Source organism: Sphaerisporangium sp. B11E5, from assembly GCF_039871875.1.
Lineage (GTDB): Bacteria > Actinomycetota > Actinomycetes > Streptosporangiales > Streptosporangiaceae > Sphaerisporangium.
The window spans coordinates 371,013-393,481 of record NZ_JBDPMD010000001.1 but is presented as its reverse complement, the minus strand read 5'-3'; the positions used below and the strand labels follow the sequence as shown (position 1 = coordinate 393,481).

Sequence of the window (22,469 nt, the reverse complement as noted above, 5' to 3'; positions counted from 1 at the left end):
CCGCGACGGAAAGCTAGGTTGGCGGCCAGAGAAACCCCTCGTGATGGAGGATTCTGTGCGTCAACTACCGAGACGAGCGGTCGGCCGTTTCAACTCCTGCGTCATGACGCTGCACTCGTCCCCTCGCTGGGGCCGGCTGATCAGCAGACACCTCACCGTCGTCACCTACACCGGACGCCGCTCCGGCCGCACCTTCAGCACCCCCGTCGCCTTCCGCCGCACGGCGGACACCGTCACGATCGGCGTGCAGTTTCCCGACGCCAAGACCTGGTGGCGCAACTTCCTCGCCGAGGGAGGGCCGATATCGCTGCACCTGGACGGCACCGACCGCACCGGCCACGCGGTCGCCAGGCGCGACGAGGCGGGCCGCGTCACCGTCACCGTCCGCCTGGACGACTGACGGGCTAGGTCCGGGAGGGCTCGGGGAGGCGCGCAGGGGCGGCGTTGCCGACCCGCTGGAAGATCATCGATGTGCGGAAGCCGGTGATCTCCCGGCGCTTGCTGAGCCGGTCGATGAGGAACGAGTGCAGACTGTCCAGGTCCTGCACGGCGACGTGGAGGACGAAGTCGTCGCCGCCGGAGATCACGAAGACGCTGAGCACCTCGGGGAGAGCGCCGGCGAAGTCCTGGAAGGTGTCGATGACGCCGCGGCTGAGCGGGCGGATCTGCACCGACACCAACGCCTGGACGCGGCGGTTGAGCGCGGCCGGGTCGATGTCGGCGTGGTAGCCCCGGATGACGCCTCGCCGGGTGAGCGCGCGGACCCGCTCCAGGCAGGTCGAGGGCGCCACGCCGAGCTTGCGGGCCAGCTCGCGGTTGGACTGCCGCGCATCTGTCTGGAGAAGCCGCACGATCTCCGAATCAAGTTCATCCATGCCCGGGACTTTAGTGGTTCTTTCGGCCATTCGTTCGGTGCGGACCTGCTCAGCAGGGCAAATGTCCAGCGGCCTTGGTTATCGTCTGGACATGAGAGAAGGGACACCCATGCTGGACCACGAAGAGATCCTTGTCCGGCGGGGCCGGCGCTCCGGGCTGCCGGTCGTCCTCGCCGTCCACTCCACCGCATTGGGCCCGGCCGCCGGCGGCCTCCGCCTCTGGCACTACCCCGGCTGGCGCGACGGCCTCACCGACGCCCTGCGCCTGTCGGCCGCGATGACCCTCAAGTTCGCCGCGGCCGGCCTGGCCGCCGGCGGCGGCAAGACCGTCGTGGCCCTGCCCCCCGGCACCCGGTTGGACCAGCCCCGGCGCCGCGACGTCCTGTACGACGTCGCCGACGCCGTCGAGTCGATGGCCGGAAGGTACGCGATCGGCCCCGACGTGGGCACCTCCCCCGCCGACATGGCCGTCATCGGCGACGTCACTCCCCATGTGTTCTGCAGACCACGAGAGCTCGGCGGCAGCGGCGACTCCTCCCCCCACACCGCGCAAGGCACACTCGCCGCCCTACGTGCCGTCAACCGCCACCTGCACGGCGAGAGGACTTTGAAAGGCCGCCGCATGGCGCTGATCGGCCTCGGCCACGTCGGGGAACACCTCGCCCGCCTGCTGGCCGCCGAAGGCGCCGTGCTGACCGTCACCGACATCGACGACACCAAGAAGCGCCTCGCCGGGGAACTCGGCGCCACCTGGCGCACCCCCGAAGAGATCATCTCCACGGACGCCGACTACCTGATCCCCGCGGCCCTCGGCGGCCTGCTCACCCCACACGTCGTGAGAGCCCTGCGCTGCCGCGCCGTGGTAGGACCCGCCAACAACCAGCTCGACACCCCCGAGGCCGCCGATCTGCTGCATCAGCGGGCCATCACCTGGATCCCGGACCACATCGCGAGCGCCGGCGGCGTCATCAACGCCATGACCACCGAACTCCACGGCCTCACCCCCGAGGAGTCCCTCGCCCGCGTCAACGCCATAGAGGACACCGTCACCGAACTGCTGACCACCGCGGACGCCCTCGGCGTCACTCCGGCCGAGGCAGGCCACGAGCTGGCGCGACGCCGCATCGACGCGGCCTGAAGCCCTAGTCGAAGTCGAACTCGTCCGCCCGCACCCCCGCGAGGAAGGCGTCCCACTCGGCCCGCGTGTAAACGATCACCGGGCCGTCGGGGTGACGACTGTGCCGCACCGCGACTCGCCCGCTGCCGTCCAGCATGGGGCCCGCCTCAACGCAATTGGAACCCGCATTGGGGCTGAAACTGCTGATGTGCCAGGCCGCGTACGGCTGTTGCTCAGGGGGCGCCATGTCATCTCCATGCGTACGTTCTCAGATGGTGCCGAGCACCGCTCTGATCATTTCCGCCGACTGCCTTGGTTCTAGGGCATCGCGCTGTATCTGCTCATATTTGAGGATAAGTTTCTCCATTGCCTCTTGCTCAACATAGATTCCTCTGGCGGGTGTGTCCACGTAACCGACCTGGGGATACGGCTCCGGCATCTCGAAGATGATGAACGATCCGTCCAGGCAGGCATGGGCACCCGTGCTGAAGGGCAGCACCCGTATTTCGATGTTGGGCCACTGGGCCATATCGATCAGGTGCGTGAGCTGCTCCTTGAGCGTGGCGGGGCCGCCGACCACACGGCGCAGCACGCTTTCGTCGAGCACGGCTTTGATCGTCGATGGATCCTCTGTGGTGAGAATGCGCTGACGTTCGAGCCGGAATTGAGTGCCGGACGAGGTAAGGGCGTTGTCGAAGTCGGACTTCTGGATCACGGCGCGCATGTACGCCGGCGTCTGGAGCAGTCCCGGTACGACCAGCGCGTCGAACGACCGGATGACGCATGCCCGTGATTCCACCCAGGCGTAGTCGATCATCATTTTGGCGAGGTCGCCGGAGTAGCCGTCCCACCAGCCGGTCTGCCAGACCTCCGCGGCGAGCCGCATCAGGCCGGCGCGCCGCTGGTGATCGGTCACCCCGTACAGGTCGAGCAACGCCTGGACGTCGGGTGTGCGGGCGGGGTACAGGCCGGTCTCGAGCCGGCTGACAGTGGCACCGTCGCGCTGGATGTACTCCGCGGCTTCGGGGAGCCTGAGACCGGCGGCCTCCCGTAGCGCCCGGAGTTCCCGCCCGAGCCACTGGGCGCGCAGGGTCATGCCGTTCTTGGCTGCCACTTCACCACCTCCATGCACAGGACACCGCAAGGCTACAACGCACTGTGACCGCTTGGGTTCTTAGTGTGATTGCCGTGCAAGCATGCACGATGTCTGCCATCGTGAGTGACCAATCACACACCGTAAGTAGTCAATGGAGGTGGGAGTGGCTCCTCAGCCAAGTACCAGGCAGGCGTCCGGGACGGCCGCGCGGACGGCGGGCACGGTGGGTCCGACGTTGTCACGGACGTTCGCCCCGGTCGCGGAGCAGGTGCGGGGAGTTCGACGGTTCGTCGCCGGGGTGCTCGGGGACGGGCATGCGTGCCGGGAGGACGCCGTGTTGCTGGTCAGTGAGCTCGCGGGGAACGTGGTGCGGCACGCGGCGGGCAGGGAGTTCCTGGTCTCCGTGGCGTTCACCGGCGGCGGGGTGGTGGTCGCGGTCGAGGACGGCGGGGCGGGGACGGTGCCGCTGGTGCGGGTGCCCGGGGTGGAGGAGACGGACGGGCGGGGGCTGCTGCTCGTCGACCGGATCGCGGGGCGGTGGGGGTTCGAGCGGCGCGGTGCCGGGACGGTGGTGTGGTTCGAGCTGGAGGGGTCAGGGGGTGCGGGTGGCGCGGACGTACCAGCGGCCGCCGGCTTCGGTGAGGGTCAGGGGGCGGGAGAAGCAGGCGGAGAGGGTTTCGGCGGTCAGTGACTCCTGGGTGGGGCCCGCGGTCTGGACCCTGGTGTCGCGCATCAGCAGCGCGTGGGTCGTGGTCGCGGGGACCTCTTCCAGGTGGTGGGTGACCAGGACGGTGGTCAGGGAAGGACGCGAGCGGGCCAGGTCCTCCAGGGCGGCGATGAGGTCTTCACGGGCCGGCAGGTCCAGGCCGGCGAAGGGCTCGTCGAGCATGAGGACCGCCGGGTCGGCCATGAGGGCGCGGGCCACGCGGACCCGGGCGCGTTCACCCTGGGAGCAGACCGCGAAGTGACGGGTCGCGAGGTCCTTGCAGCCCAGGTCGGCGAGCAGCGCGTGGGCGCGGTCGTGCTCGGCGGGGCCGAGGCGGTCCCACAGAGGGACGCTGGTGCCGGTGTGACCGGTCAGGACGACCTGGTGGGCGGTGAGGCCCTCCTCCTCCATCAACTCCTCGTCCACCAGGCGCCTGCCGACGGCGACGAGGCCGATGTGGCGGCGCAGTTCCCGCAGGTCGACCCGCCCCAGGCGGTGACCGAGGACGGTCGCCGTCCCGGTGGTGGGATGCCTCACGGCGGCGGCGACGGACAGCAAGGTGGTCTTCCCGGCACCGTTCGGCCCGAGCACCACCCAGTGGCTCCCGTACTCGACCCGCCAGTCCACCGACGACACCAGCGACCGGCCCCCGCCCACCCTGACACCGACACCGGCGAGCTCCACCGCCGCGCCGTCCCGCCGCGGCCCCACCGCGCCCTGCCACGTCCCCTGGCTCATCCACCACTCCCTGTCCGGCATGTCCGGCAAGCAGCATAGGGACTGACCCCGGCGAACCGGCGGGGCGGGCCAGGTGAACTCTGTGATCGCTGGGTCAGGTTGTGCTGGAGGTCGCCGTGGGGGTGAAGGTCGGGACGGCGGTGGGGGTGGCGGACGGGTCTTCGCCGTCGCCCCATTCGGGGACCTGGCTGATGCTGACGGTCGGTTTGGGGGTGCGGGTGGGGCGGGGCTGCTGGGTGCGGGTGGGTTGGCAGGGTTTCTCGCGGCCGCGGCGGTCGGCGCAGGTCGGGGAGGGGGCGGGGTCAGGAGGGCGGGTGGTGGTGCGGACGCCGGTGGGTCTTGGCATCTGGGACTGCCAGGGGTCGCCGGGACCGCCCGGGTCGCCGGTGGGTGGGCCGGAGCGTGTCTTGGCGGGGCCGGGGGTGACCGCCACACCGGGAGGGCTGCCGGGGGCGGTGGAGGCGTGGGGGCCGGAGGCGGCGGCTACGGGGAGGGTGGCGCCGGACGGGCCGGTCGGGGTGCGGCTGTCGTGGAAGGGCATGACGAACGGCACCCGTTCGGGGGTGCCGGGGTCGGAGATGGGGTTGATGCTGTTGCCGCCGGTGCCGGCGGCGACGACGGTCACCGCGGCGATGGTGACGGTGGCCAGGGCGGCGAAGCCGGCGTGGGAGACGTGGCCGCGGCGGGCGGCGGCGCGGCGGGCGGCACGGGCGCCGGTGGTGGTGCCCTCGGCGGGGGCGTCCTCGTCGGAGATCTTCAGCCGCCCCACGGGGTGCGGCACGGGGACCCACAGTTCCTCGAGGACCGCGGCGACGGCCTCGCGGGGGTCCCACGCCGGGTCCACTCCCCCGGCGTGCAGCAGCGCCGACAGCAGGGCGGCGGCCGACGGGCGGGCGCCGGGCTCCTTGGCGAGCGCGGCCGACACCGGGTCCCACAGGAGCTTCGGCACCGACCCCAGGCGGGGCTGCTCGACCAGGATGCGCCGGGTCAGCGCCTCGGCGTCCCCGGTGCCGAACGGGTGGTGGCCGGTGGCGGCGTAGGCGACCAGGCAGCCCCAGGCGAACACGTCGGAGGAGGGGATGGCGGGGCCGCCGGTGAGACGTTCCGGCGCCACCCAGCCGGGACTGCCCATGATCTGCCCGGCCTGGGTGTGGGCGACGGCGGCGTCCACCTCGCGGGCGATGCCGAAGTCGATGACCCGGGGGCCCTTGGGCGACAGCAGCACGTTGCCGGGCTTGAGGTCGCGGTGCACGAACCCGGCCTCGTGGATGGCGACCAGCGCCGCCGCGGCGCCGAGCGCGACGCCGTACGCGAGGTCCGCCGTCAGCGGCCCGCGCGCCCCGACGACCTGGGAGAGGGAAGGGCCGGGGATGTGCTCGGTCACGAGGTACGGGCGGTCGCGGTCGGTGCCGTCCTCGAGGACGGCGGCGGTGCAGAACGGCACCACGCGGCGGGACAGCTCGACCTCTTCGGCGAACCGGGCCCGCAGCGTGGGGTCGTTGAGGTGGACGGCGTGCGGGGTCTTCAGCGCGACAAGGCCGCCTTCGGGGTGCTCGGCGAGGTACACCACGCCCATGCCGCCCGCGCCGAGACGGCCGAGAAGAAGGTAGCGACCGATGATCACCGGGTCGCCCACCGTCAGCGGCCGGACACCCGGAGGCGTCCCGCCGGGCGAGCCTGCGCCACGTGCCATCCGTAGGTGCCCTCTCTGCGAGTGGTACGGCACGAGCCACTGTGGCGCCCCCGAAGGCCGTTCGGCGGCTACTAGTTCGAGTCGGCATGAGAGGTTAGGTGACTGATACCTGGGAGTAAGTCACCAACGTGCTCAGTGTGACTCGACGGACGGATGTGACACCGGCCCGAAACCCCGGACGCCGTCCGTAAAGACGCTGTCACGGTCAGGGAAAAGTCCATGTCATGCCGATGAGAGCCCCGTGCGGGGTTACGGACGCCGGGGCCCTATCCGGACGTCTCCGGCGCTTTCCCCAGGGCCTCGGCGCGGCCTTCCGGTACCGGCTCAGGCGGCGTCCGTGGCCTGCTCGGCGGACGGCGGTTCGAGGGCCGCGGCGGAGTCCCGCGTGGCGGACACCGCGCCGAGAAAACGGGCGATGTGGCGGAACACCAGCCGGGCCTCCGGCACCACGTCGGCCAGGATGGGGAACACGTGGGGCATGCGGGGCCACTCCTCGTACGTGACCGGCACCCCGGCCTCGCGGGCACGCAGCGCGACACGGCGGCCCTCGTCGCGCAGCACCTCGGTGGAGCCGGTGACGACCATCAGCGGGGGCAGGCCGCGGTAGTCGCCGTACACCGGGGACACCAGCGGGTCGCGGGCGTCGAGCCCGGCGGTCCAGCGGCGGGCCAGCCAGTCCACCCGGCTCGCCGACAGGCTGGGGTCGGCCCAGCGGTTCACCCGGCGCCGGACGTCGGTCAGGTCGGCCCAGGGGGACAGGCACACGGCGGCGGACGGCGCCGGCAGCCCGCGGTCGCGCAGCGCCAGCAGCGTGGTGAGAGCGAGGTGCCCGCCCGCCGAGTCGCCCGCCACCACGATGCCCGACGGGTCGTACCCACGGCCGAGCAGCCCCTCGTAGGCCTCCAGCGCGTCCGACAGCGACTGGGCGAGTGAGTGCACCGGCCCCTGGCGGTAGTCGAGGGCGAGCACCGGCCGCCGGGCCACCGCCGACAGGCGGCAGGTGATCGGGCGGTGCGTGGCGGGCGAGCAGAAGAAGTAGCCGCCGCCGTGGAAGTAGAGCACCACCTTGTCCTCGTCCGGCTCCCCGGTGCGCACCCATTCGGTGCGCCGCGGCCCGTCCTTGACGATGGACACCCCGGACGGCACGGGGATCGGCAGCCGCTCCCCCATGGCGACCACCCGCGAGAGGAGGGTGAGACCGAGGCCGTGCCGCAGCAGCAGGGCGCAGGCGGGCTTGGTGGTGCCGCGCAGCAGGGTGTTGAAGGCCCCGGCCTGCCAACTGAGGGGATACCGGGGATATACGTCGACGTCGATCTCCTCCTGCATGCGCCCCGGACCTCCATCCCCGAACCAAGCGGGCAGCCGATCTATCTACCCGCCAGTACGTTCTGGTTTACATGGACGTTACATATTTGTCGAGAGCTTGCCCCGAGATTTGACCTGGTGAGAGCGGGACAAGAGGGGTGAAGGCCACAGTCACCCCGACGGGGTATACCGAGACTCGTCAAAATACCGAGCCCCGGCCCGAGGGCCCGGTTTACGATTGCCCCTCCGCCCCGGATCTGGAGGTGCCCGACCTTCGCGCTCTATCTGACCGTCTTCAAGTACGGCTTCCGCCGTCACTCCACCTACCGGGCCGCCGCCGCGGCAGGGGCGTTCACCAACACCGTCTTCGGGGTGCTGCGCGCCTACGTGCTGATCGCCCTGTGGGAGGCGCGCCCGGGGCTCGCCGGGTACGACGTCACCGACGCGATCACGTTCTGCTTCCTCACCCAGGGCTTCATCGGGCCCATGCAGGTGTTCGGCGGCGGCCTGGAGCTGTCCCAGCGGGTGCGCACCGGCGACATCGCGCTCGACCTGGTGCGGCCGGCGTCCCTGCAGATGTGGAGCCTCGCCGACGACCTCGGGCGGGCCGCGTTCCTGTTCCTGGCCCGCAGCATCCCGCCCACGCTGGCCGGGGCCGCGCTGTTCGGCATCCGGTGGCCGTCGTCGGCGGGCACGTGGGCGGCGTTCGCCGTCTCGATGGCGCTCGGCATCGTGGTGAGCTTCGCCCTGCGCTACCTCATCGCGCTGGCGTCGTGCTGGATCGTGGACGACCGGGGCGTGCAGTCGCTGGCCCTGGCCATGACCACCTTCTTCAGCGGCATGGTGCTCCCGCTGGTGATCTTCCCCGGCTGGCTGGGCGAGCTCGCGCGGGCCCTGCCGTGGGCGGCGCTGGTCCAGGTCCCCGCCGACGTCTTCCTCGGCAAGGCCGACGTCGCCGCGGCGCTCGGCTTCCAGGTGCTGTGGGCGGCGGCCATCCTGGCCCTCGGCGCCCTGGTCACCCGGGCGGCGCGCAAGAAGGTCGTGATCCAGGGTGGGTGAGCGATGATCGGCGCGGTGCGGGCGTACGTGCTGCTGGCGGCCGTCTGGACCCGGGCGGCGCTGCAGTACCGCGCGTCCACGGTGATGCTGACGCTCGGGGCGTTCACGGTGACGAGCCTGGACGTCGCGGCCATCGCCGTGATGTTCGCGCACACCGACTCCCTCGGCGGGTTCGGCCTGTACGAGGTGATGTTCCTGTACGGCACGGCGGGCGTCTCGTTCGCGCTGGCGGACCTGCTGTTCGGCAACGTCGACCGGCTCGGCCAGCACATCAGGTCGGGGAGCTTCGACACCATGCTCATCCGCCCGGTCAGCCCGTTCGTCCAGATGGCCGTGGAGCGGTTCACCGTGCAGCGCACCGGGCGGGTCGCGCAGGCCGCGGTGGTGCTGGCGATCGCGCTGCCCTCGCTGGACGTGCCGTGGCAGCGCGCCTGGATGATCCCGGTGATGGTGGTGTGCGGCGTCGTGCTGTTCGCCTCGGTGTGGACCGTCGGGGCGGCGCTGCAGTTCCTGCTGACCGACGCGCCGGAGCTGGCCAACGCCTTCACCTACGGCGGGGCGCAGCTCACCCAGTACCCCTTCAGCGTGTACGGCGCCGACCTGGTGCGGGGGGTGACGTTCATCGTGCCGCTGGCGTTCGTCAACTGGCAGCCCGGTCTTTTCGTGCTGGACCGCCCTGACCCGCTGGGCCTCCCTCACTGGCTCCGCTACCTGAGCCCGGCCGCCGCGCTGATGCTCGCCACCCTGGCCGCGCTGGTCTGGCGGGCCGGGATACGCCGCTACCGATCCACGGGGAGCTAGACATGATCGAACTGGACGGGGTGGGCCGCTCGTTCACCGTGCGGCGGCGGGTGGGCCGGCTGCGCCGGGAGACACAGGTCGTGCACGCCGTCCGCGACCTGTCGTTCCGCGTCGACCCCGGGGAGTTCGTCGGGTACCTCGGGCCGAACGGCGCGGGCAAGTCGACGACGATCAAGATGCTGACCGGCATCCTGACGCCGACCAGCGGGCGCGTCCAGGTGGCCGGGCTGGACCCCTCACGGCGGCGCACCACCCTGGCGCGGCACATCGGTGTGGTGTTCGGCCAGCGGACGACGCTGTGGTGGGACCTGCCGCTGCGTAACAGCTTCACCCTGATCCGGCACCTTTACAAAGTAGATCATGAGGTGTTCCGGCGGCGGATGGCCGAGTTGTGCGAGGTGCTGGAGCTCGGCCCGTTCCTTGACACGCCGGTCCGGCAGCTCAGCCTCGGCCAGCGCATGCGGGGCGACATCGCCGCGGCCCTGCTGCACGACCCTCCGGTCCTCGTGCTCGACGAACCCACCATCGGCCTCGACGTGGTGAGCAAGGCGGCCGTGCGCGACTTCCTGCGCTCGCTGAACGCCGAACGCGGCACCACCGTGCTGCTCACCACCCACGACCTCGGCGACATCGAGCGGCTGTGCCGCCGGGTCATGCTGATCGACCACGGCAGCCTGGCGTTCGACGGCACCCTTCCGGCTCTGATGGCCACCGCGCCCGCCGGGTCCACCATCGAGGAGGTGGTCACCAACCTCTACACCCGGAGAGGGACGCCGGCGGCTCAGTAGTAACCGGCGGGCTCGGCCGACTCCTCCTCGTACGGCTCCTCGGCGTCGTCGCGCCCGGACCAGCGGGACGGCATCAGCACCGGGATGAACAGGGCGATGCCGATCAGCGCGAAGACACCCTTGGCCAGCAGGTCCTGCATGCCCCGGCCCGCCTGCACGATCCTCGCGTCCAGCGTGGGGTCGGTCGGGGCGAGCCCGAGGGCCCGGTTGACGTCCAGGACGTAGATGACCGTCCAGGCGAGCAGCACCATCGAGGGGACGAACGTGGCCAGCGGCGAGACCCGCCCGGCCACCACCAGCCCGAGCAGCAGCCCGGCCACCGCCATGGCGCCGATCGCGACCAGCGCCTTGGTGTCGCGCACCGGGTCGACGGCGGTCGCGCCACCGGCCGCGCTCACCAGACCGCGCACCACGTCCTGCGAGGCCCACCCGGCACCGGCCGTCAGCACCGCGGTCATCACGATCCCGAGCAGCAACCCCAGGAAGTGCCGCATGGCCACCACCTCGCCCCTCACAAAAGCTGCGGTCCGCGCGCAACAGTAGCGACAAATCGCTCAAAGCGGCAGACGTTACAACCAGCGAGCACGCCTCCCCCACCCCCACCACCACCTGCGACGCTCCAGCCCCACGACCCCCCGCCGTCACCTCCTGCGATCGAAAAGCCCGGCGCCACCGAAACTTCCGAACCGCCACCCACCCCCCACCCGCACCCATGCACATGACCGACGGCCCAACGCCACAACGACTGTCAGCGGTCGACCTCACGCACCGACGGTGCCGGTGACCGCGGACCCCAACGGGAAGCCGGTGGAGCCCCTCGCGTGCAGGACGATGACCCCCGGGTCGCATCGCGGACATATCCGGTATGTCGCTCGAAGGGCACGGAAGACGGTGATTGCTGGAATTTTCAGGCCGTGCACGGGCGGAGCCGGGGGTGGGTGTGTCTCGAGCGGCTTCGATGGGGAGGGCCCGGGGGTGCGCAGGGGACATGCCTGGCGGGGGCGGGACAGGTGTGCCCGGGGCGTGACACTATGTGGGGCGTCATGCGTGCCCGCCTCCCCCTGCGTCTTGCGCGGGCGGCCGCCTTCACGGTCGTCTGCGTGGGTCTTGCCGTGCTCGGGCACCGGGTGGCCGGCGGGGCCGGGCCCGCGTGGCAGGCCGTGGGCGTGGGTGGCGGCGCGGTCGTGCTGCTGGCGGCGCTGGTGGCCGGGCGGGAGCGGTCGCCGCTGACGATCACCCTGTTCCTGATCGGCACGCAGGCGGGGCTGCATCAGCTCCTCGGTGCCTCGGCCGGCGGGGCGCCGCTGCGTCTCCACCTCACGCACGAGGCCGGGCTCGGTGCCGATATCGGCATGCTGCTGGCCCACCTCACCGCCACGCTGATCACCGGCTGGTGGCTGGCCCAGGGCGAGTCCGCCCTGTGGTCGGTGCTGCGGCGGGTCGGCACGCTCGCGGTGCGGGCCCTGCGGCGTGTGCTGGCCTTGCTCTCCGGCGTCCCCGCAGGCGTCCCGTGGCGTCGCGAGCCCCGCCCGCCCCGTCACCTTCACCTCGCCCCGGCTCGCCGGGAGCTGCGTAACTCCGTCCGCAGACGCGGTCCTCCACTTCCCGCCGCCTCCTGACACCCCGCGAGACACGGCGGCCCCCATTGCCGCCTGGCCGCCATCGCCCCTGGCGCGGCACCGGGCCACATGCGCCCGGCGCCCGATCCGCACGACCCGCCACCGGGGACCGTCCGGACCGCGCGATCCCGAAGCGTCCGGGCCGGACGATCCCGTACCGGGAAACGACCGGACCACGCGACCCCTTACCGGGAAACGACGGGACCGCACGGCCCTTGCGGGGGAACGTCCGGACGGCACGGCCCCTTGCCGGGGATCGTTCGGACCGCACGGCCCTTGCCGGGGATCGTTCGGGCCGCGCGATTCGTCACGATCGCCCGTGCCACGCCTCGCCAGGGAACGTCGCGCCGGCCGGTCCCGCGCCCTCCCATGGACGCCGACGCGTCCCGCCTTTCCTCTGACCATTCGAAGTGGAGACCTCTCAATGTCCCTGCGTACCTCGGCGCGCCGTGTGGCCGCCGTCGCCGCCGGCGTCCTCGCCCTCACCGTGGGGCTCGCCCTGCCCGCGTTCGCCCACGTCACCATCCAGCCCGGCACGGCCGAGAAGGGCAGTTTCAGCAAGGTGGCCTTCCGCGTCCCCAACGAGCGGGACGACGCCTCCACGACCAAGCTCGTCGTGGACTTCCCGCTCGACCACCCGTTGCCGTTCGTGTCGGTGCGTCCGCTGCCGGGGTGGAAGGTCGAGGTGACCGAGGGGAAGCTGCCGAAGCCGGTGCAGTCGAAGTACGGCGAGATCACCAAGGCGGTGACCAAGATCACGTGGTCCGGGGGGAAGATCGAGCCGCACCAGTTCCAGGAGTTCGAGGTGTCGCTCGGCGGGCTGCCCGAGGACACCGACCAGCTCATGTTCCCCGCGACGCAGACCTACTCCAGCGGTGAGGTCGTCAAGTGGGCGGACGAGCCGAAGGCCGACGGCTCCGAGGCCGAGCGCCCGGTGCCGACCCTCAAGCTGGTGGCCCCCTCCGGCGAGGACGAGCACGGCGCGGGCCCGTCGCACTCCGCCTCCCCGTCCGCCGCGGCGTCCGGCGGCCCGACGCTGCACGCCGAGAACGTCGCGCACAGCCCGGCGGCCTCCGACGGCACCGCCCGGCTGCTGGCCGGCGCCGGCCTCGCCGTGGGGGTGATCGGCCTCGTCGTCGCCGCCCTGGCCCTGCGCCGCGGACGCGGCACACCTGCCGCCTGAAGCGGCCCGAGCCGGCCGGAGCCGGCCCGGACCGACCTGATCTGAGCCGATCTGAGCCGATCAGAGCGGTCTGAGACGGCCTCAGTCGATCAGAGCGGTCTGGTCCGAGGGTCGGTCTGCCCCGAAGGCCGGTCTGATCCAAGGTCGGACCGAGCCGAAGGTCGGACCGAGCCGAAAGCCCGATCGAGCCGAAAGCCCGATCGAGCCGAAAGCCCGATCGAGCCGAAAGCCCGATCGAGCCGAAAGCCGGACCGAGCCGATCCGGCCGGCTCCCCCGGACCGCCGGTGGGCGGGAGACGCTGCGTCCCGCCCATCGGCCCCGCCTCCGGCGTCGGAGGCCGGAGGCGGGTGGACGGGTCAGGTGGTGATGTCGCGGCCGGTGAAGCGGGACCAGGCGATCGCGCCGAAGACGAAGGTGTACGCGGCGAAGACCAGGAGGCCCTGGCCGAGCACGTCGGCGGCGATGGGGTCGCGGAGCACGCCGTCGAAGGAGTTCCACCAGGTGGTCAGCAGGTACGGGCGCACCGGCTCGAGTTGCGGGACCAGCATGATGACCTGCGAGAAGACCATGGCGACCACGCTCACCGCGACGGCACCGATGGGCACGTCGGTGAAGGTCGAGACGGCGATGCCGACGGCACCGAACGCCGCCATGCCGAGGGTGACGTACCCGACGACCATTGCGACGCGCAGCAGGCCCTCGGCGACCGAGACGGTGGCGCCGGACAGGAGCTGCACCGGGCCCACCGGGAACAGCGCGACCCCGACGATCAGCGCGACGACGGCCACGACCGCGCAGCAGACCAGCGCGTAGATCGTGACGTTGGCGAACTTGAGCAGCAGCAGCCGTGTGCGTCCGGCCGGGGCGGTGAGCAGGTAGCGCAGGGTGCCGAGGCTGGCCTCGCCGGCGACGGCGTCCCCCGCGACCACCGCGACGGTGAGCGGCAGCAGCAGTTGCACCAGCATCAGCATCGACGCGAACGTCAGCATCAGCCCGTTCCCGCCGATCTGGAGCACGATCGCCGGGGCGTCGTCGTCCCCGCCCACGAGCCGCAGCACGATGCCGAGGATCACCGGCACGCTGGCCGCCAGGGCGATCAGCACCAGGTTCCTCGGCCTGCGGAGCGTCAGGCTCACCTCCGACCCGAGCAGCCGGAACGCGGCCCGCACCGGCCGCGGTCTCCGCGACACCGCCTGTGTGCTCCGCACGTCGCCCTCCAGGACCGGCGCCGTCCCCAGGGTCTCCGCGAGCGGAGCCGGCGTACCCCGCGTGGTCGTCTCAACCGTCGACATCGAAACCCTCCCCGGTCAGGTCCACGAACACTTCCTCAAGGCTCGGCCGCTGGACGGCGAAGCCGCGCACCGCGACGCCGTCCCCGACGAGCGCGGCGTTGACCCGCTCGGGAAGCAGGTCGCCGAGGTCGGCGGTCACCTCGAAGTCGCCGGTGCGCAGGCCGCCGAGGCCGAGCTGGTTGAGCACGGACGCCGCCTGGGCGACCTGCGCCGTCTCCACGCGGACCCGGGGGGCACGCTGGGCGAGAAGCTCCCGCAGGGGCCCCTGCGCGACCAGCCGGCCCGAGCGCATGACGCCGAGGTCGGTGCACATCTGCTCCACCTCGGCGAGCAGGTGCGACGACACGAACACCGTGGTCCCGTCGGAGGCGACGTCCTTGATGAGCGAACGCACCTCGCGGGTGCCCTGCGGGTCGAGCCCGTTGGTGGGCTCGTCGAGGATGAGCAGTTCACGCGGGGTCAGCAGCGCGGCCGCGAGCGCGAGCCGCTGGCGCATGCCGAGCGAGTACGCCTTGTACCGTTTCCCGGCCGCGGCGCCGAGACCCACCCGGTCCAGGGCGTCCGCCACCCTGCGCCGTACGGTGCGCGGGTCGGCGGTGGGGTCGGCGGCGTCGTACCGCCGCAGGTTGGCCTCACCGCTGAGGTGCGGGTAGAACGCGGGCCCCTCCACTACGGCCCCGACCTTGGGCAGCACGGCCGCGAGCCCGTCCGGCATGGACCGCCCGAGCACCTCGCACCCGCCCCCGGTGGGCCGCATCAGGCCGAGCAGCATGCGGATCGTCGTCGTCTTCCCCGACCCGTTGGGCCCGAGGAACCCGAACACCGACCCGCGCGGCACCACCAGGTCGAGCGCGTCGACCGCGACCTGCCCGCCGCGGAACCGTTTGGTCAGCCCCCGCGACACGATCGCGTGGTCCCCGGGGAACGGGGTCGCCGCGTCCGGCTGGACGGCGGTGGCGTGGGTGGTCGGCATGGCGTGCGCTCCCTGCGCGGACGTGGGCCAGACGGTGGCGGGGGTGGGGCGAGAGGGCGCCGCCTGGTGCGCCCCCTGCCCCGTGACGGTGGTCACCCGCGGCCGGCCGCTTCGGTGAGGGCCTGCGGGGTCACCGCGCCGGCCAGCAGGCGGCCGTCGTCGGTGATCAGGACACTGATCAGCTTGGTCTGGATGACCCGTCCGCTGCCCCAGGGGCCGGAGACCGGTTTGCCGGACTTGAGCAGGGTGTCGAGCACCTTGGAGGGGTCGGCCTCGCCGGGACGGCGGTCGCCGCCGGCGGGCGGCGTGGCGGGTCCGGTCCCCGAGAAGGGGATCTCGGCGACGGTGGCCCACCCGCTGCCGAACGTGCGCAGCTTGTCCGCCGACGCGGGCGACGCGCCGGGCTTGCCGTGGTCGCCGCCCCACAGGCCGGGAGGCGCCGACTCCGCGTCGAAGGCCTTGTGCTCGACCTTGGCGCCGGCGGGCGGGGTGAAGGCGAAGTTCTCCGGCGCCGGGGCGGTGAACGTGACCTGCGTGAAGCCCACCTCGATGGCCGGCTCGGTGGTGCCCTTGGCGTACACCTGCACCCGGAGCGGGATGAACTTCTCCCCGTCCAGCGCGAGCCTGACCTCCTTGATCAGCGAGGCGGGCTGCTTGGGCGTGAGCACGAGCTGGTAGGACGGGCGCCCGGCGACCTGCTGGGACTTGTCCACCGAGACGGCCGTGCCGCTGGACTCGGCGGCCTTCAGCACCTGGGCGGCCATGGCGTCCGGCGTCAGGCCGGGCGCCAGGGACGACGGCGGCGGGGTCCGGTGGCCGTCCTTCGACTTCGGCAGGGTGAACCGGGTGGCGGTGTTGGCGTCGCTGCGCCACAACCACGCCTGGCCCTTGCCGTCGGAGATGAGGTCGGTCTCGCTCATCGAGCCCGGCAGCGCCAGCCGCAGCCGGTCGTCGCCGCCGTACCACACCTTCACCGTGTGGGAGCCGGACAGCAGGGCCATCGGCGAGCTGCTGGTGCCCCCGGGCAGCGGCAGGGAGGGGAGGCCGAGGGACGTGGTGGCGACCACGGTGCCCGACATGACGGGGGGCCCGGCCCGCTGCGCGTTCCTCGCCACCTCGGCCAGCAACTGGGCGGCGGTACGCTCGGGCAGCGTGGGGTCGCCCTGGACGGCCGCGATGACCGGCCCGGCGGCCACGGCGGCGCCGACGACGGTGAGGGCCGCGACCGGGACGCCCCACTTCATGGCGCGTGTCGTGTTGTACGGCATGTCACTCCTCAACGTTATGCCGCCCGGTGTCGCCCGGAGCGGACAGAGTTCAGACTGCCGGGTGGCCCCTGTGCCGAAGCTGAGACGAGCTGAGAGGCCTCTCAGCCGCGTCTCAGCCCGGTGGGGCCAAGATGGGGCGAGCAGGCGGGAATGACGGAAAGGGTCGGCAGATGCGGGTGCTCGTCGTGGAGGACGAGAGGCGGATGGCCGCCGCGCTGCGCCGCGGGCTGCAGGCGGAGGGCTTCGCGGTGGACCTGGCCCACGACGGCGAGGACGGCCTGCACCTGGCCAGGGAGGGCGACTACGACGCCGTCGTGCTGGACATCATGCTGCCGGGGTTGTCGGGCTACAAGGTGTGCGAGCGGCTGCGCGCCGAGGAGAACTGGGTGCCGATCCTGATGTTGTCGGCCAAGGACGGCGAGTACGACCTGGCGGACGGGCTGGACCTCGGCGCCGACGACTACCTCACCAAGCCGTTCTCCTACGTCGTGCTGGTGGCGCGGCTGCGTGCCCTGATGCGGCGCGGCGCCCGCCGCCGGCCCGCGGTGCTGCGCGCGGGGGACCTGGCGCTCGACCCGGCGGCCCGCACCGTCACCCGCGGCGGCGAGCCGATCGAGCTGACGCCGCGCGAGTTCGGCCTGCTGGAGTACCTGCTGCGCCGCCCCGGCGAGGTGGTGTCCAAGACCGAGATCCTGGAGCACGTCTGGGACACCTACGACACCGACCCCAACGTCGTCGAGGTGTACGTCGGCTACCTGCGCAGGAAGATCGACGCCCCGTTCGGGCGCACCACCCTGCGCACCGTGCGCGGCGCGGGCTACCGGCTGTCCGGCGATGGCGGCTGACACGAGCGGCGCCGCGCGTCCCGGGCGACCCGGGGACGCCGGCCGGACAGGCGGCGCAGCGCGGGCCGGGCGGCCCGGGGACGCCGGCCGGGCAGGCGGCGCAGCGCGGGCCGGGCGGCCCGGGGACGCCGGCCGGGCAGGCGGCGCAGCGCGGGCCGGGCGGCCCGGGGACGCCGGCCGGGCAGGCGGCGCAGCGCGGGCCGAGGGCTCCGGGTGGCGGGCGCCGGCGCCGCTGGTGTGGTGGCGGCGGCGGAGCCTGCGGCTGCGGCTCACGATCACGGCGTCGGCGGCGCTGGCCGTGGCGCTGGCGCTGGCGGCGGGGCTGCTGGTGCTGGTGCTCGGGCGGGCGCTGATCACGTCCACCGACGAGGTGGCCTACCAGCGGGCCAGGGACGTGGCGACGCTCGCGGACGCCGGGCGGCTGTACGACCCGATCACGGTGCCGGACGGCACGATCGTGCAGGTCCTGGACTCCCGGGGGCGCATCACGCACGTCACGCCGGGCGCCGACCGGCTGGTGCCGCTGGTGCCCGCCCGCGACCGCGCCGTGCGCCAGGGCGGCCGGGGGCTGTTCGTGGACGGCGGGCCGTACGGCATCCCCGGCCCGCTGCGTGTGGTCGTCGTGCAGGCCGACCAGGGACGCACGGTGATCGCCGCCCGGTCGTTCAAGGACGTCTCCGACAGCATCTCCACGACGGTGCACACGCTGGTCGTCGGCACTCCCCTGCTGCTCCTGCTGCTGGCCGTCGCGAGCTGGATGATCATCGGGCGGACGCTGCGGCCCATCGCTGCGCTGCGCCGGGGCGCCGAGGAGATCAGCGGCACCGCGCGGGCCGCCCGCCTGCCGGTGCCCGAGGCCCGCGACGAGGTGCATGACCTCGCGACCACCCTGAACGCCATGCTGGCCCGGCTGGAGGCGGCCGGCGCGTCCCAGCGGGCCCTGGTGTCGGACGCCGCACACGAGCTGCGCAGCCCGCTGGCCAGCATCCGCCTGCAACTGGAGGTGGCGCTCGGCCACCCCGAGGGCCAGGACTGGCGGGAGACGGCAGAGGGGGTGCTTGAGGACACGATGCGGCTCAGCCGGCTCGCCGAGGGCCTGCTCACCCTGGCCCGGCTGGACGAGCGGCGCCGCCCGCACCGCATGGAGCACGTGGACCTCGGCGACCTGGTCGCCTCCACCGCCGAGCGGTACGACGGGGCGCTGGTGAAGCTCGGCGTGGTGGACCGGGCGGCGGTGCGGGGCGACGCCATGGACCTCATGCGGGTGCTGGTCAACCTGCTCGACAACGCGGTGCGGCACGCCAGGTCGCGGGTGTCGGTGGAGCTGAGAGCCCGGGAGCAGGCGGTGGTCGTGGTGACCGACGACGGGCCGGGTGTGCCGGAGGCGGACCGTGAGCGGGTGTTCCACCGGTTCACCCGCCTCGACCACGCGCGCAGCAGGGACGAGGGCGGCGCCGGGCTCGGGCTCGCCATCGTGCGGGAGACGGTGCGGGCCCACGGTGGCTCGGTGCACCTGGAGGACGCCGGGCCCGGGCTGCGCGCCGTCGTCCGGCTCCCTCTCGCCTGAACGCCGGTCCCCGGCGGCCATCTGTTCGGGGAGCCCGGCCGGCCCTCTCGCGTGCGCCCCTTCCATGGTGGTATGTGATCTCATGTAGGGATCTGTCACCGGCGCCTGGAGGGCACGTGCTCCCTGAGAACGGTCGGTCCGCCGACGAGCTGCTCGCCGAGATCGCGCGGCTGCGGCAGGACGACCTGCAGGTGCGCGGCGGGAAGGTCACCGCGTACGTGTACGACACCGGCCGCGCCGAGGTGCACGAGGCGGCGGCCCGCGCGTACGCGCAGATGCTGGAAGTGAACACGCTGGACCCGACGGCGTTCCCGAGCGTCGTGGCGATGGAGCGGCAGGTCGTCGGCGCGGTCGCGAGCCTGCTCGGCGGCGGCCCCGGCGCCCCGGGCATCTTCACCAGCGGCGGCACCGAGTCCATCATGCTGGCGGTGAAGGCGGCCAGGGACGTCCGGCGGGACGCCGGGCGGGCGGAGATCGTGGTGCCGGTGACCGCGCACCCGGCGTTCCACAAGGCGGCGCACTACCTCGGGCTGGACGTGGTGGCGGTGCCGGTGGACCCGGCGACGTTCCGGGCGGACCCGGCGGCGACGGCAGCGGCGATCACGCCCGCGACCGTGCTGGTGGTGGCGTCGGCGCCGTCGTACCCGCAGGGCGTGGTGGACCCGGTGACCGAGATCGCCGCGGCGGCGGCCGCGCGCGGGGTGCCGTGCCACGTGGACGCCTGCGTCGGCGGGTGGCTGCTGCCGTGGCTGGCCGAGGCCGGGCAGCCCGTGCCGCCGTTCGACCTGTCGGTGCCCGGCGTGACGTCCATCTCGTGCGACCTGCACAAGTACGGCTACACCCCGAAGGGCGCGTCGGTGGTGCTGTTCGCCGACCCCGCGATGCGCCGCGCGGCGTACTTCGCCTCCGGCGCCTGGCCCGGCTACACGATCATCAACTCGACCGTGCAGAGCTCCAAGTCGGCGGGCCCGCTCGGCGGCGCCTGGGCGACACTCAACGCGATCGGCCGCGACGGGTACCTCGACCTCGCCAAGAACACCCTCGCCGCCACCCGCCGCCTCATCGACGGCATCGGCGAGATCCCCGGCCTGCGGGTGCTCGGCGAGCCTGATTCGTCGCTGGTGGCGTTCACCGGGGACGGCGAGGTGGACGTCTTCGTGCTGTCCGACGAGGCCCGCAAGCTCGGCTGGTTCCTGCAGCCCCAGCTCTCCTACGCCGGCATCCCCGCCAACCTGCACATCACGGTCACCGGCGTGACGCTCGCCGGCGTGGACGCCATGCTGGAGGTGATCGCCGCCTCGGCCCGCGCCGCCCGCGAGAAGGGACCCGCGCAGGTGCCGGACGGGCTGCCGGAGATCCTCGCGTCCCTGGACCTCGACGCCCTCGACGACGCGACGTTCAGCGAGCTGGCGGCGTCCGTCGGCGTGGACCTCGGCGGCTCGGGCCAGCCCGAGATGGCCGTCGTGAACACCGTGCTCGACGCCCTCCCCGCCGCGACCCGGGAGGCCATCCTGATCAGGTTCCTGTCGGTGCTGTACGGCTGAGGGAGCGCAGGCGGGCGACGGCGTCCAGGGCGGTGCGCGCGGACGCGGGGTCGTGCACGCGGAAGACGCGGGCGCCCTGCCAGGCGGACACGGCGAGGGTGGCGAGCGTGCCGGCGTGGCGCTCGGACACGGGCAGGCCGCCGAGGGTCTCGCCCACGAAGTCCTTGTTGGAGACGGCCACCAGCACCGGCAGTCCGGTGCCGGTCAGCTCGTGCAGGCGGCGGCTCACCGTCAGGGAGTGCCAGGTGTTCTTCCCGAAGTCGTGCGCCGGGTCGATCAGCACGGCGTCCTCGCGCACCCCGGCCGCCACGGCCCTCTCGGCCAGCATGGTGACGTGCGCGACGACCTCGGCCACCACGTCGTCGTAGCCGACCCGGTGCGGCCTGGTGCGGGGCGCGGCGCGGCCCGCGTGCGCGCACACCAGCCCGATGCCGTACGCGGCGGCCACCTCCGCCAGGCGAGGGTCGGGGCCGCCCCAGGTGTCGTTGAGCAGGTCGGCGCCCGCCTCGGCGACCACCTCGCCCACCTCGGCGCGCCAGGTGTCCACGCTGATCACCAGCTCGGGGTGGGCCTCTCGCACCGCGGCCACGAGGCCGGCGACGCGGCGGATCTCCTCCGCGGCGTCCACGGTGTCACCCGGGCCCGCCTTGACCCCGCCGATGTCCACGATGTCGGCCCCGGCGCGCACCGCCTCGTCCACCGCCCGCACGGCGGCGTCGAAGCCGTACGTCCTGCCCTGGTCGAAGAAGGAGTCGGGCGTGCGGTTGACCACGGCCATGACGGCGAAGTCTCCCGGAGGGAACTCACGGCCACGCAGGCGCAGGGTGTGCGGAGTGTGCATCACCGCAAGCGTACGCCGGGCCGGGGAAGCGCCGCGCGGCCCCACACCGCGCGGGCGGGCGGCCGTCACGGCGGGCCGTGGCGTCGCGTGCCCCAGGGCCGGCCGGACGGAACCAGCCGTCTGGGAACGCTCCAAAACGGTCAGACCGAGGAAGCGCCTTCGGCCACCGAGAGGAAGTCCTGCGCCATGCCGGCGAGGCGCTTGCGCGCGTGCACCAGCGCGATGATGCGGCGCAGCGTCGGATCCAGGGACCGCACCACCAGCCCCGCCTTGGCGGCCTGGTCGGCCATGCCGCGGTACCCCAGCATGGACGCCGAGGAGGCGCGGATCGCCATCGGCCAGGAGCCGCGCTCGTCGATCTCGGCGGCGATCACCGGCCGCACGCCGTAGGTGGCGAAGAGCTGCTCGAACTCGCGGCGCCGCGCGCTGCCGGGGGGTGGCAGGACCAGGCGCATGGCGTTCAGGCGGACCATCGGCACCGTGTCGGGCAGTTCGAGGCCGGGCGGCGACAGCAGGACGATCTCCTGCCGTTCCAGGGGATGGCTGACCAGGTCGGCGGGGACGGGGAGGTCGGTCAGGCCGAGGTCGGCGCGCTGCTCGCGGATGGCGTTGACCACGCCGTCCCGCCCGTCGCACCGCACCACATGCACGCGGACGCCCGGATGTTCGGCGACGTACGCGGGCAGCAGACGACCCGCCAGGACCGATTCCAGACTGGGCGGTGACGCGAGGCGTAACTCGCCGCCGGAATGGGTCTGTGTGGCGAGGGCCTCGATCTCGTGCACGGCGTCGAGGGCCTCTCTGGCGAGCTTCACGACGCGGCGGCCCTGGGCGGTCACGACCACTCCCCGCCCGGAACGGGCGAAGAGCGTCATGCCGAGCTCCCGTTCCAGATCGCGGATGGCACGGGAAAGGGCGGGCTGTGCGATGTACAGCGATCTGGCCGCGTCTGTCATGGTGCGGTGCTCCGCAGTGGCGACCACATAACGGAGCTGCTGCAGATTCATGGCATTGAAGCTAGGGCAGAGAGCGGCGGCGATTCCGGAACATCGCGGAGATCACCTCGGATGATTTCAGAATGTAACCAGATACGGCGACATCCGTGACTATAGGGAAATGAGTAAAGTTCTGCCCAAAATGCGGCAAAATGTGGATCTT

At 72.7% G+C, this 22,469-nt stretch carries 23 protein-coding genes; 11 read left to right on the top strand and 12 right to left on the bottom strand.

The genetic code is table 11. From position 1 onward, the window contains the following. Positions 1 to 55: 55 nt before the first annotated feature. Positions 56 to 400 carry a hypothetical protein gene (locus ABGB17_RS01505; RefSeq protein WP_347625845.1) on the top strand — a complete coding sequence of 115 codons (345 nt, stop codon included), beginning with the start codon at positions 56 to 58 and terminating at the stop codon, positions 398 to 400. 4 nt (positions 401 to 404) lie between these two features. Here the strand turns inward: ABGB17_RS01505 and ABGB17_RS01500 are convergent, their stop codons facing one another. Further along, positions 405 to 875, bottom strand: a complete 471-nt coding sequence (locus tag ABGB17_RS01500) for an Lrp/AsnC family transcriptional regulator (protein WP_347625844.1) — start codon at positions 873 to 875, stop codon at positions 405 to 407. A 91-nt stretch (positions 876 to 966) separates the two neighbouring features. Here ABGB17_RS01500 and ABGB17_RS01495 point away from each other — a divergent pair, with 91 nt between their 5' ends. Beyond that, positions 967 to 2,013, top strand: coding sequence for a Glu/Leu/Phe/Val dehydrogenase dimerization domain-containing protein (locus ABGB17_RS01495; RefSeq protein WP_347625843.1), 1,047 nt, complete (start codon positions 967 to 969; stop codon positions 2,011 to 2,013). 4 nt (positions 2,014 to 2,017) lie between these two features. Here ABGB17_RS01495 and ABGB17_RS01490 read toward each other — a convergent pair whose 3' ends face one another. Together ABGB17_RS01490 and ABGB17_RS01485 are read right to left on the bottom strand one after the other, a co-directional pair. Further along, complete coding sequence (locus ABGB17_RS01490; RefSeq protein WP_347625842.1) at positions 2,018 to 2,239, bottom strand: DUF397 domain-containing protein; 222 nt, start codon at positions 2,237 to 2,239, stop codon at positions 2,018 to 2,020. A 21-nt stretch (positions 2,240 to 2,260) separates the two neighbouring features. Continuing rightward, a complete protein-coding gene (locus ABGB17_RS01485; protein WP_347625841.1) occupies positions 2,261 to 3,106 on the bottom strand; it encodes a helix-turn-helix transcriptional regulator in 846 nt (281 codons plus the stop codon). A 145-nt stretch (positions 3,107 to 3,251) separates the two neighbouring features. On the opposite strand from ABGB17_RS01485, the gene ABGB17_RS01480 reads away from it, so the two are divergent. Beyond that, positions 3,252 to 3,779, top strand: a complete 528-nt coding sequence (locus ABGB17_RS01480) for an ATP-binding protein (protein ID WP_347625840.1) — start codon at positions 3,252 to 3,254, stop codon at positions 3,777 to 3,779. Here the strand turns inward: ABGB17_RS01480 and ABGB17_RS01475 are convergent. The 3 genes from ABGB17_RS01475 to ABGB17_RS01465 all read right to left on the bottom strand — a co-directional run bounded on the left by ABGB17_RS01475 (position 3,681) and on the right by ABGB17_RS01465 (position 7,551). Beyond that, positions 3,681 to 4,532, bottom strand: coding sequence for an ATP-binding cassette domain-containing protein (locus ABGB17_RS01475; protein WP_347625839.1), 852 nt, complete (start codon positions 4,530 to 4,532; stop codon positions 3,681 to 3,683). The two genes, ABGB17_RS01480 and ABGB17_RS01475, sit on opposite strands and share 99 nt — an antisense overlap. A gap of 94 nt (positions 4,533 to 4,626) precedes the next feature. Next, the gene (locus tag ABGB17_RS01470; RefSeq protein WP_347625838.1) at positions 4,627 to 6,225 is read right to left on the bottom strand and encodes a protein kinase; all 1,599 of its coding nucleotides are present in this window, start codon (positions 6,223 to 6,225) and stop codon (positions 4,627 to 4,629) included. 324 nt (positions 6,226 to 6,549) lie between these two features. Further along, positions 6,550 to 7,551 (bottom strand): alpha/beta hydrolase, encoded by a 1,002-nt coding sequence (locus ABGB17_RS01465; protein WP_347625837.1) that lies wholly within the window; start codon positions 7,549 to 7,551, stop codon positions 6,550 to 6,552. A 351-nt stretch (positions 7,552 to 7,902) separates the two neighbouring features. On the opposite strand from ABGB17_RS01465, the gene ABGB17_RS01460 reads away from it, so the two are divergent. The 3 genes from ABGB17_RS01460 to ABGB17_RS01450 are packed head-to-tail and all read left to right on the top strand — an operon-like array spanning position 7,903 to position 10,178. Further along, positions 7,903 to 8,589 (top strand): ABC-2 family transporter protein, encoded by a 687-nt coding sequence (locus tag ABGB17_RS01460; protein ID WP_347625836.1) that lies wholly within the window; start codon positions 7,903 to 7,905, stop codon positions 8,587 to 8,589. Between the two features lie 3 nt (positions 8,590 to 8,592). Continuing rightward, positions 8,593 to 9,390 (top strand): ABC-2 family transporter protein, encoded by a 798-nt coding sequence (locus ABGB17_RS01455; protein WP_347625835.1) that lies wholly within the window; start codon positions 8,593 to 8,595, stop codon positions 9,388 to 9,390. Between the two features lie 2 nt (positions 9,391 to 9,392). Further along, on the top strand, positions 9,393 to 10,178 hold the full coding sequence (locus ABGB17_RS01450; protein ID WP_347625834.1) for an ATP-binding cassette domain-containing protein: 786 nt from the start codon (positions 9,393 to 9,395) through the stop codon (positions 10,176 to 10,178). Here the strand turns inward: ABGB17_RS01450 and ABGB17_RS01445 are convergent. Next, complete coding sequence (locus ABGB17_RS01445) at positions 10,172 to 10,672, bottom strand: hypothetical protein (protein WP_347625833.1); 501 nt, start codon at positions 10,670 to 10,672, stop codon at positions 10,172 to 10,174. The two genes, ABGB17_RS01450 and ABGB17_RS01445, sit on opposite strands and share 7 nt — an antisense overlap. Positions 10,673 to 11,221: 549 nt before the next feature. On the opposite strand from ABGB17_RS01445, the gene ABGB17_RS01440 reads away from it, so the two are divergent. Both ABGB17_RS01440 and ABGB17_RS01435 read left to right on the top strand, forming a co-directional pair. Then, positions 11,222 to 11,797, top strand: coding sequence for an MFS transporter (locus ABGB17_RS01440; protein ID WP_347625832.1), 576 nt, complete (start codon positions 11,222 to 11,224; stop codon positions 11,795 to 11,797). A gap of 424 nt (positions 11,798 to 12,221) precedes the next feature. Then, positions 12,222 to 12,980, top strand: a complete 759-nt coding sequence (locus tag ABGB17_RS01435) for a YcnI family protein (RefSeq protein WP_347625831.1) — start codon at positions 12,222 to 12,224, stop codon at positions 12,978 to 12,980. 357 nt (positions 12,981 to 13,337) lie between these two features. Here ABGB17_RS01435 and ABGB17_RS01430 read toward each other — a convergent pair whose 3' ends face one another. The 3 genes from ABGB17_RS01430 to ABGB17_RS01420 all read right to left on the bottom strand — a co-directional run bounded on the left by ABGB17_RS01430 (position 13,338) and on the right by ABGB17_RS01420 (position 16,514). Then, entirely contained in the window at positions 13,338 to 14,273 is a 936-nt protein-coding gene (locus ABGB17_RS01430) for an ABC transporter permease subunit (protein ID WP_347625830.1), read from the bottom strand. Continuing rightward, positions 14,260 to 15,246, bottom strand: coding sequence for an ABC transporter ATP-binding protein (locus ABGB17_RS01425; protein ID WP_347625829.1), 987 nt, complete (start codon positions 15,244 to 15,246; stop codon positions 14,260 to 14,262). Before ABGB17_RS01425 ends, ABGB17_RS01430 begins: the two co-directional genes overlap by 14 nt. A 92-nt stretch (positions 15,247 to 15,338) precedes the next feature. After that, positions 15,339 to 16,514 carry a DUF2092 domain-containing protein gene (locus tag ABGB17_RS01420; RefSeq protein WP_347625828.1) on the bottom strand — a complete coding sequence of 392 codons (1,176 nt, stop codon included), beginning with the start codon at positions 16,512 to 16,514 and terminating at the stop codon, positions 15,339 to 15,341. A gap of 170 nt (positions 16,515 to 16,684) precedes the next feature. On the opposite strand from ABGB17_RS01420, the gene ABGB17_RS01415 reads away from it, so the two are divergent. The 3 genes from ABGB17_RS01415 to ABGB17_RS01405 all read left to right on the top strand — a co-directional run bounded on the left by ABGB17_RS01415 (position 16,685) and on the right by ABGB17_RS01405 (position 20,470). Beyond that, positions 16,685 to 17,359: a response regulator transcription factor gene (locus ABGB17_RS01415; RefSeq protein WP_347625827.1), complete on the top strand. Its 675-nt coding sequence runs from the start codon at positions 16,685 to 16,687 to the stop codon at positions 17,357 to 17,359. Next, complete coding sequence (locus ABGB17_RS01410; RefSeq protein ID WP_347625826.1) at positions 17,349 to 18,926, top strand: ATP-binding protein; 1,578 nt, start codon at positions 17,349 to 17,351, stop codon at positions 18,924 to 18,926. The genes ABGB17_RS01415 and ABGB17_RS01410 overlap by 11 nt, the downstream gene beginning before the upstream one ends. Positions 18,927 to 19,042: 116 nt before the next feature. Further along, positions 19,043 to 20,470, top strand: a complete 1,428-nt coding sequence (locus tag ABGB17_RS01405) for an aspartate aminotransferase family protein (protein ID WP_347625825.1) — start codon at positions 19,043 to 19,045, stop codon at positions 20,468 to 20,470. On the opposite strand, the gene folP is transcribed toward ABGB17_RS01405, so the two are convergent. Next, positions 20,442 to 21,311, bottom strand: coding sequence for a dihydropteroate synthase (folP, locus tag ABGB17_RS01400; RefSeq protein ID WP_347625824.1), 870 nt, complete (start codon positions 21,309 to 21,311; stop codon positions 20,442 to 20,444). The two genes, ABGB17_RS01405 and folP, sit on opposite strands and share 29 nt — an antisense overlap. 140 nt (positions 21,312 to 21,451) lie before the next feature. Further along, the gene (locus ABGB17_RS01395) at positions 21,452 to 22,318 is read right to left on the bottom strand and encodes a LysR family transcriptional regulator (protein WP_347625823.1); all 867 of its coding nucleotides are present in this window, start codon (positions 22,316 to 22,318) and stop codon (positions 21,452 to 21,454) included. Positions 22,319 to 22,469 lie beyond the last annotated feature (151 nt).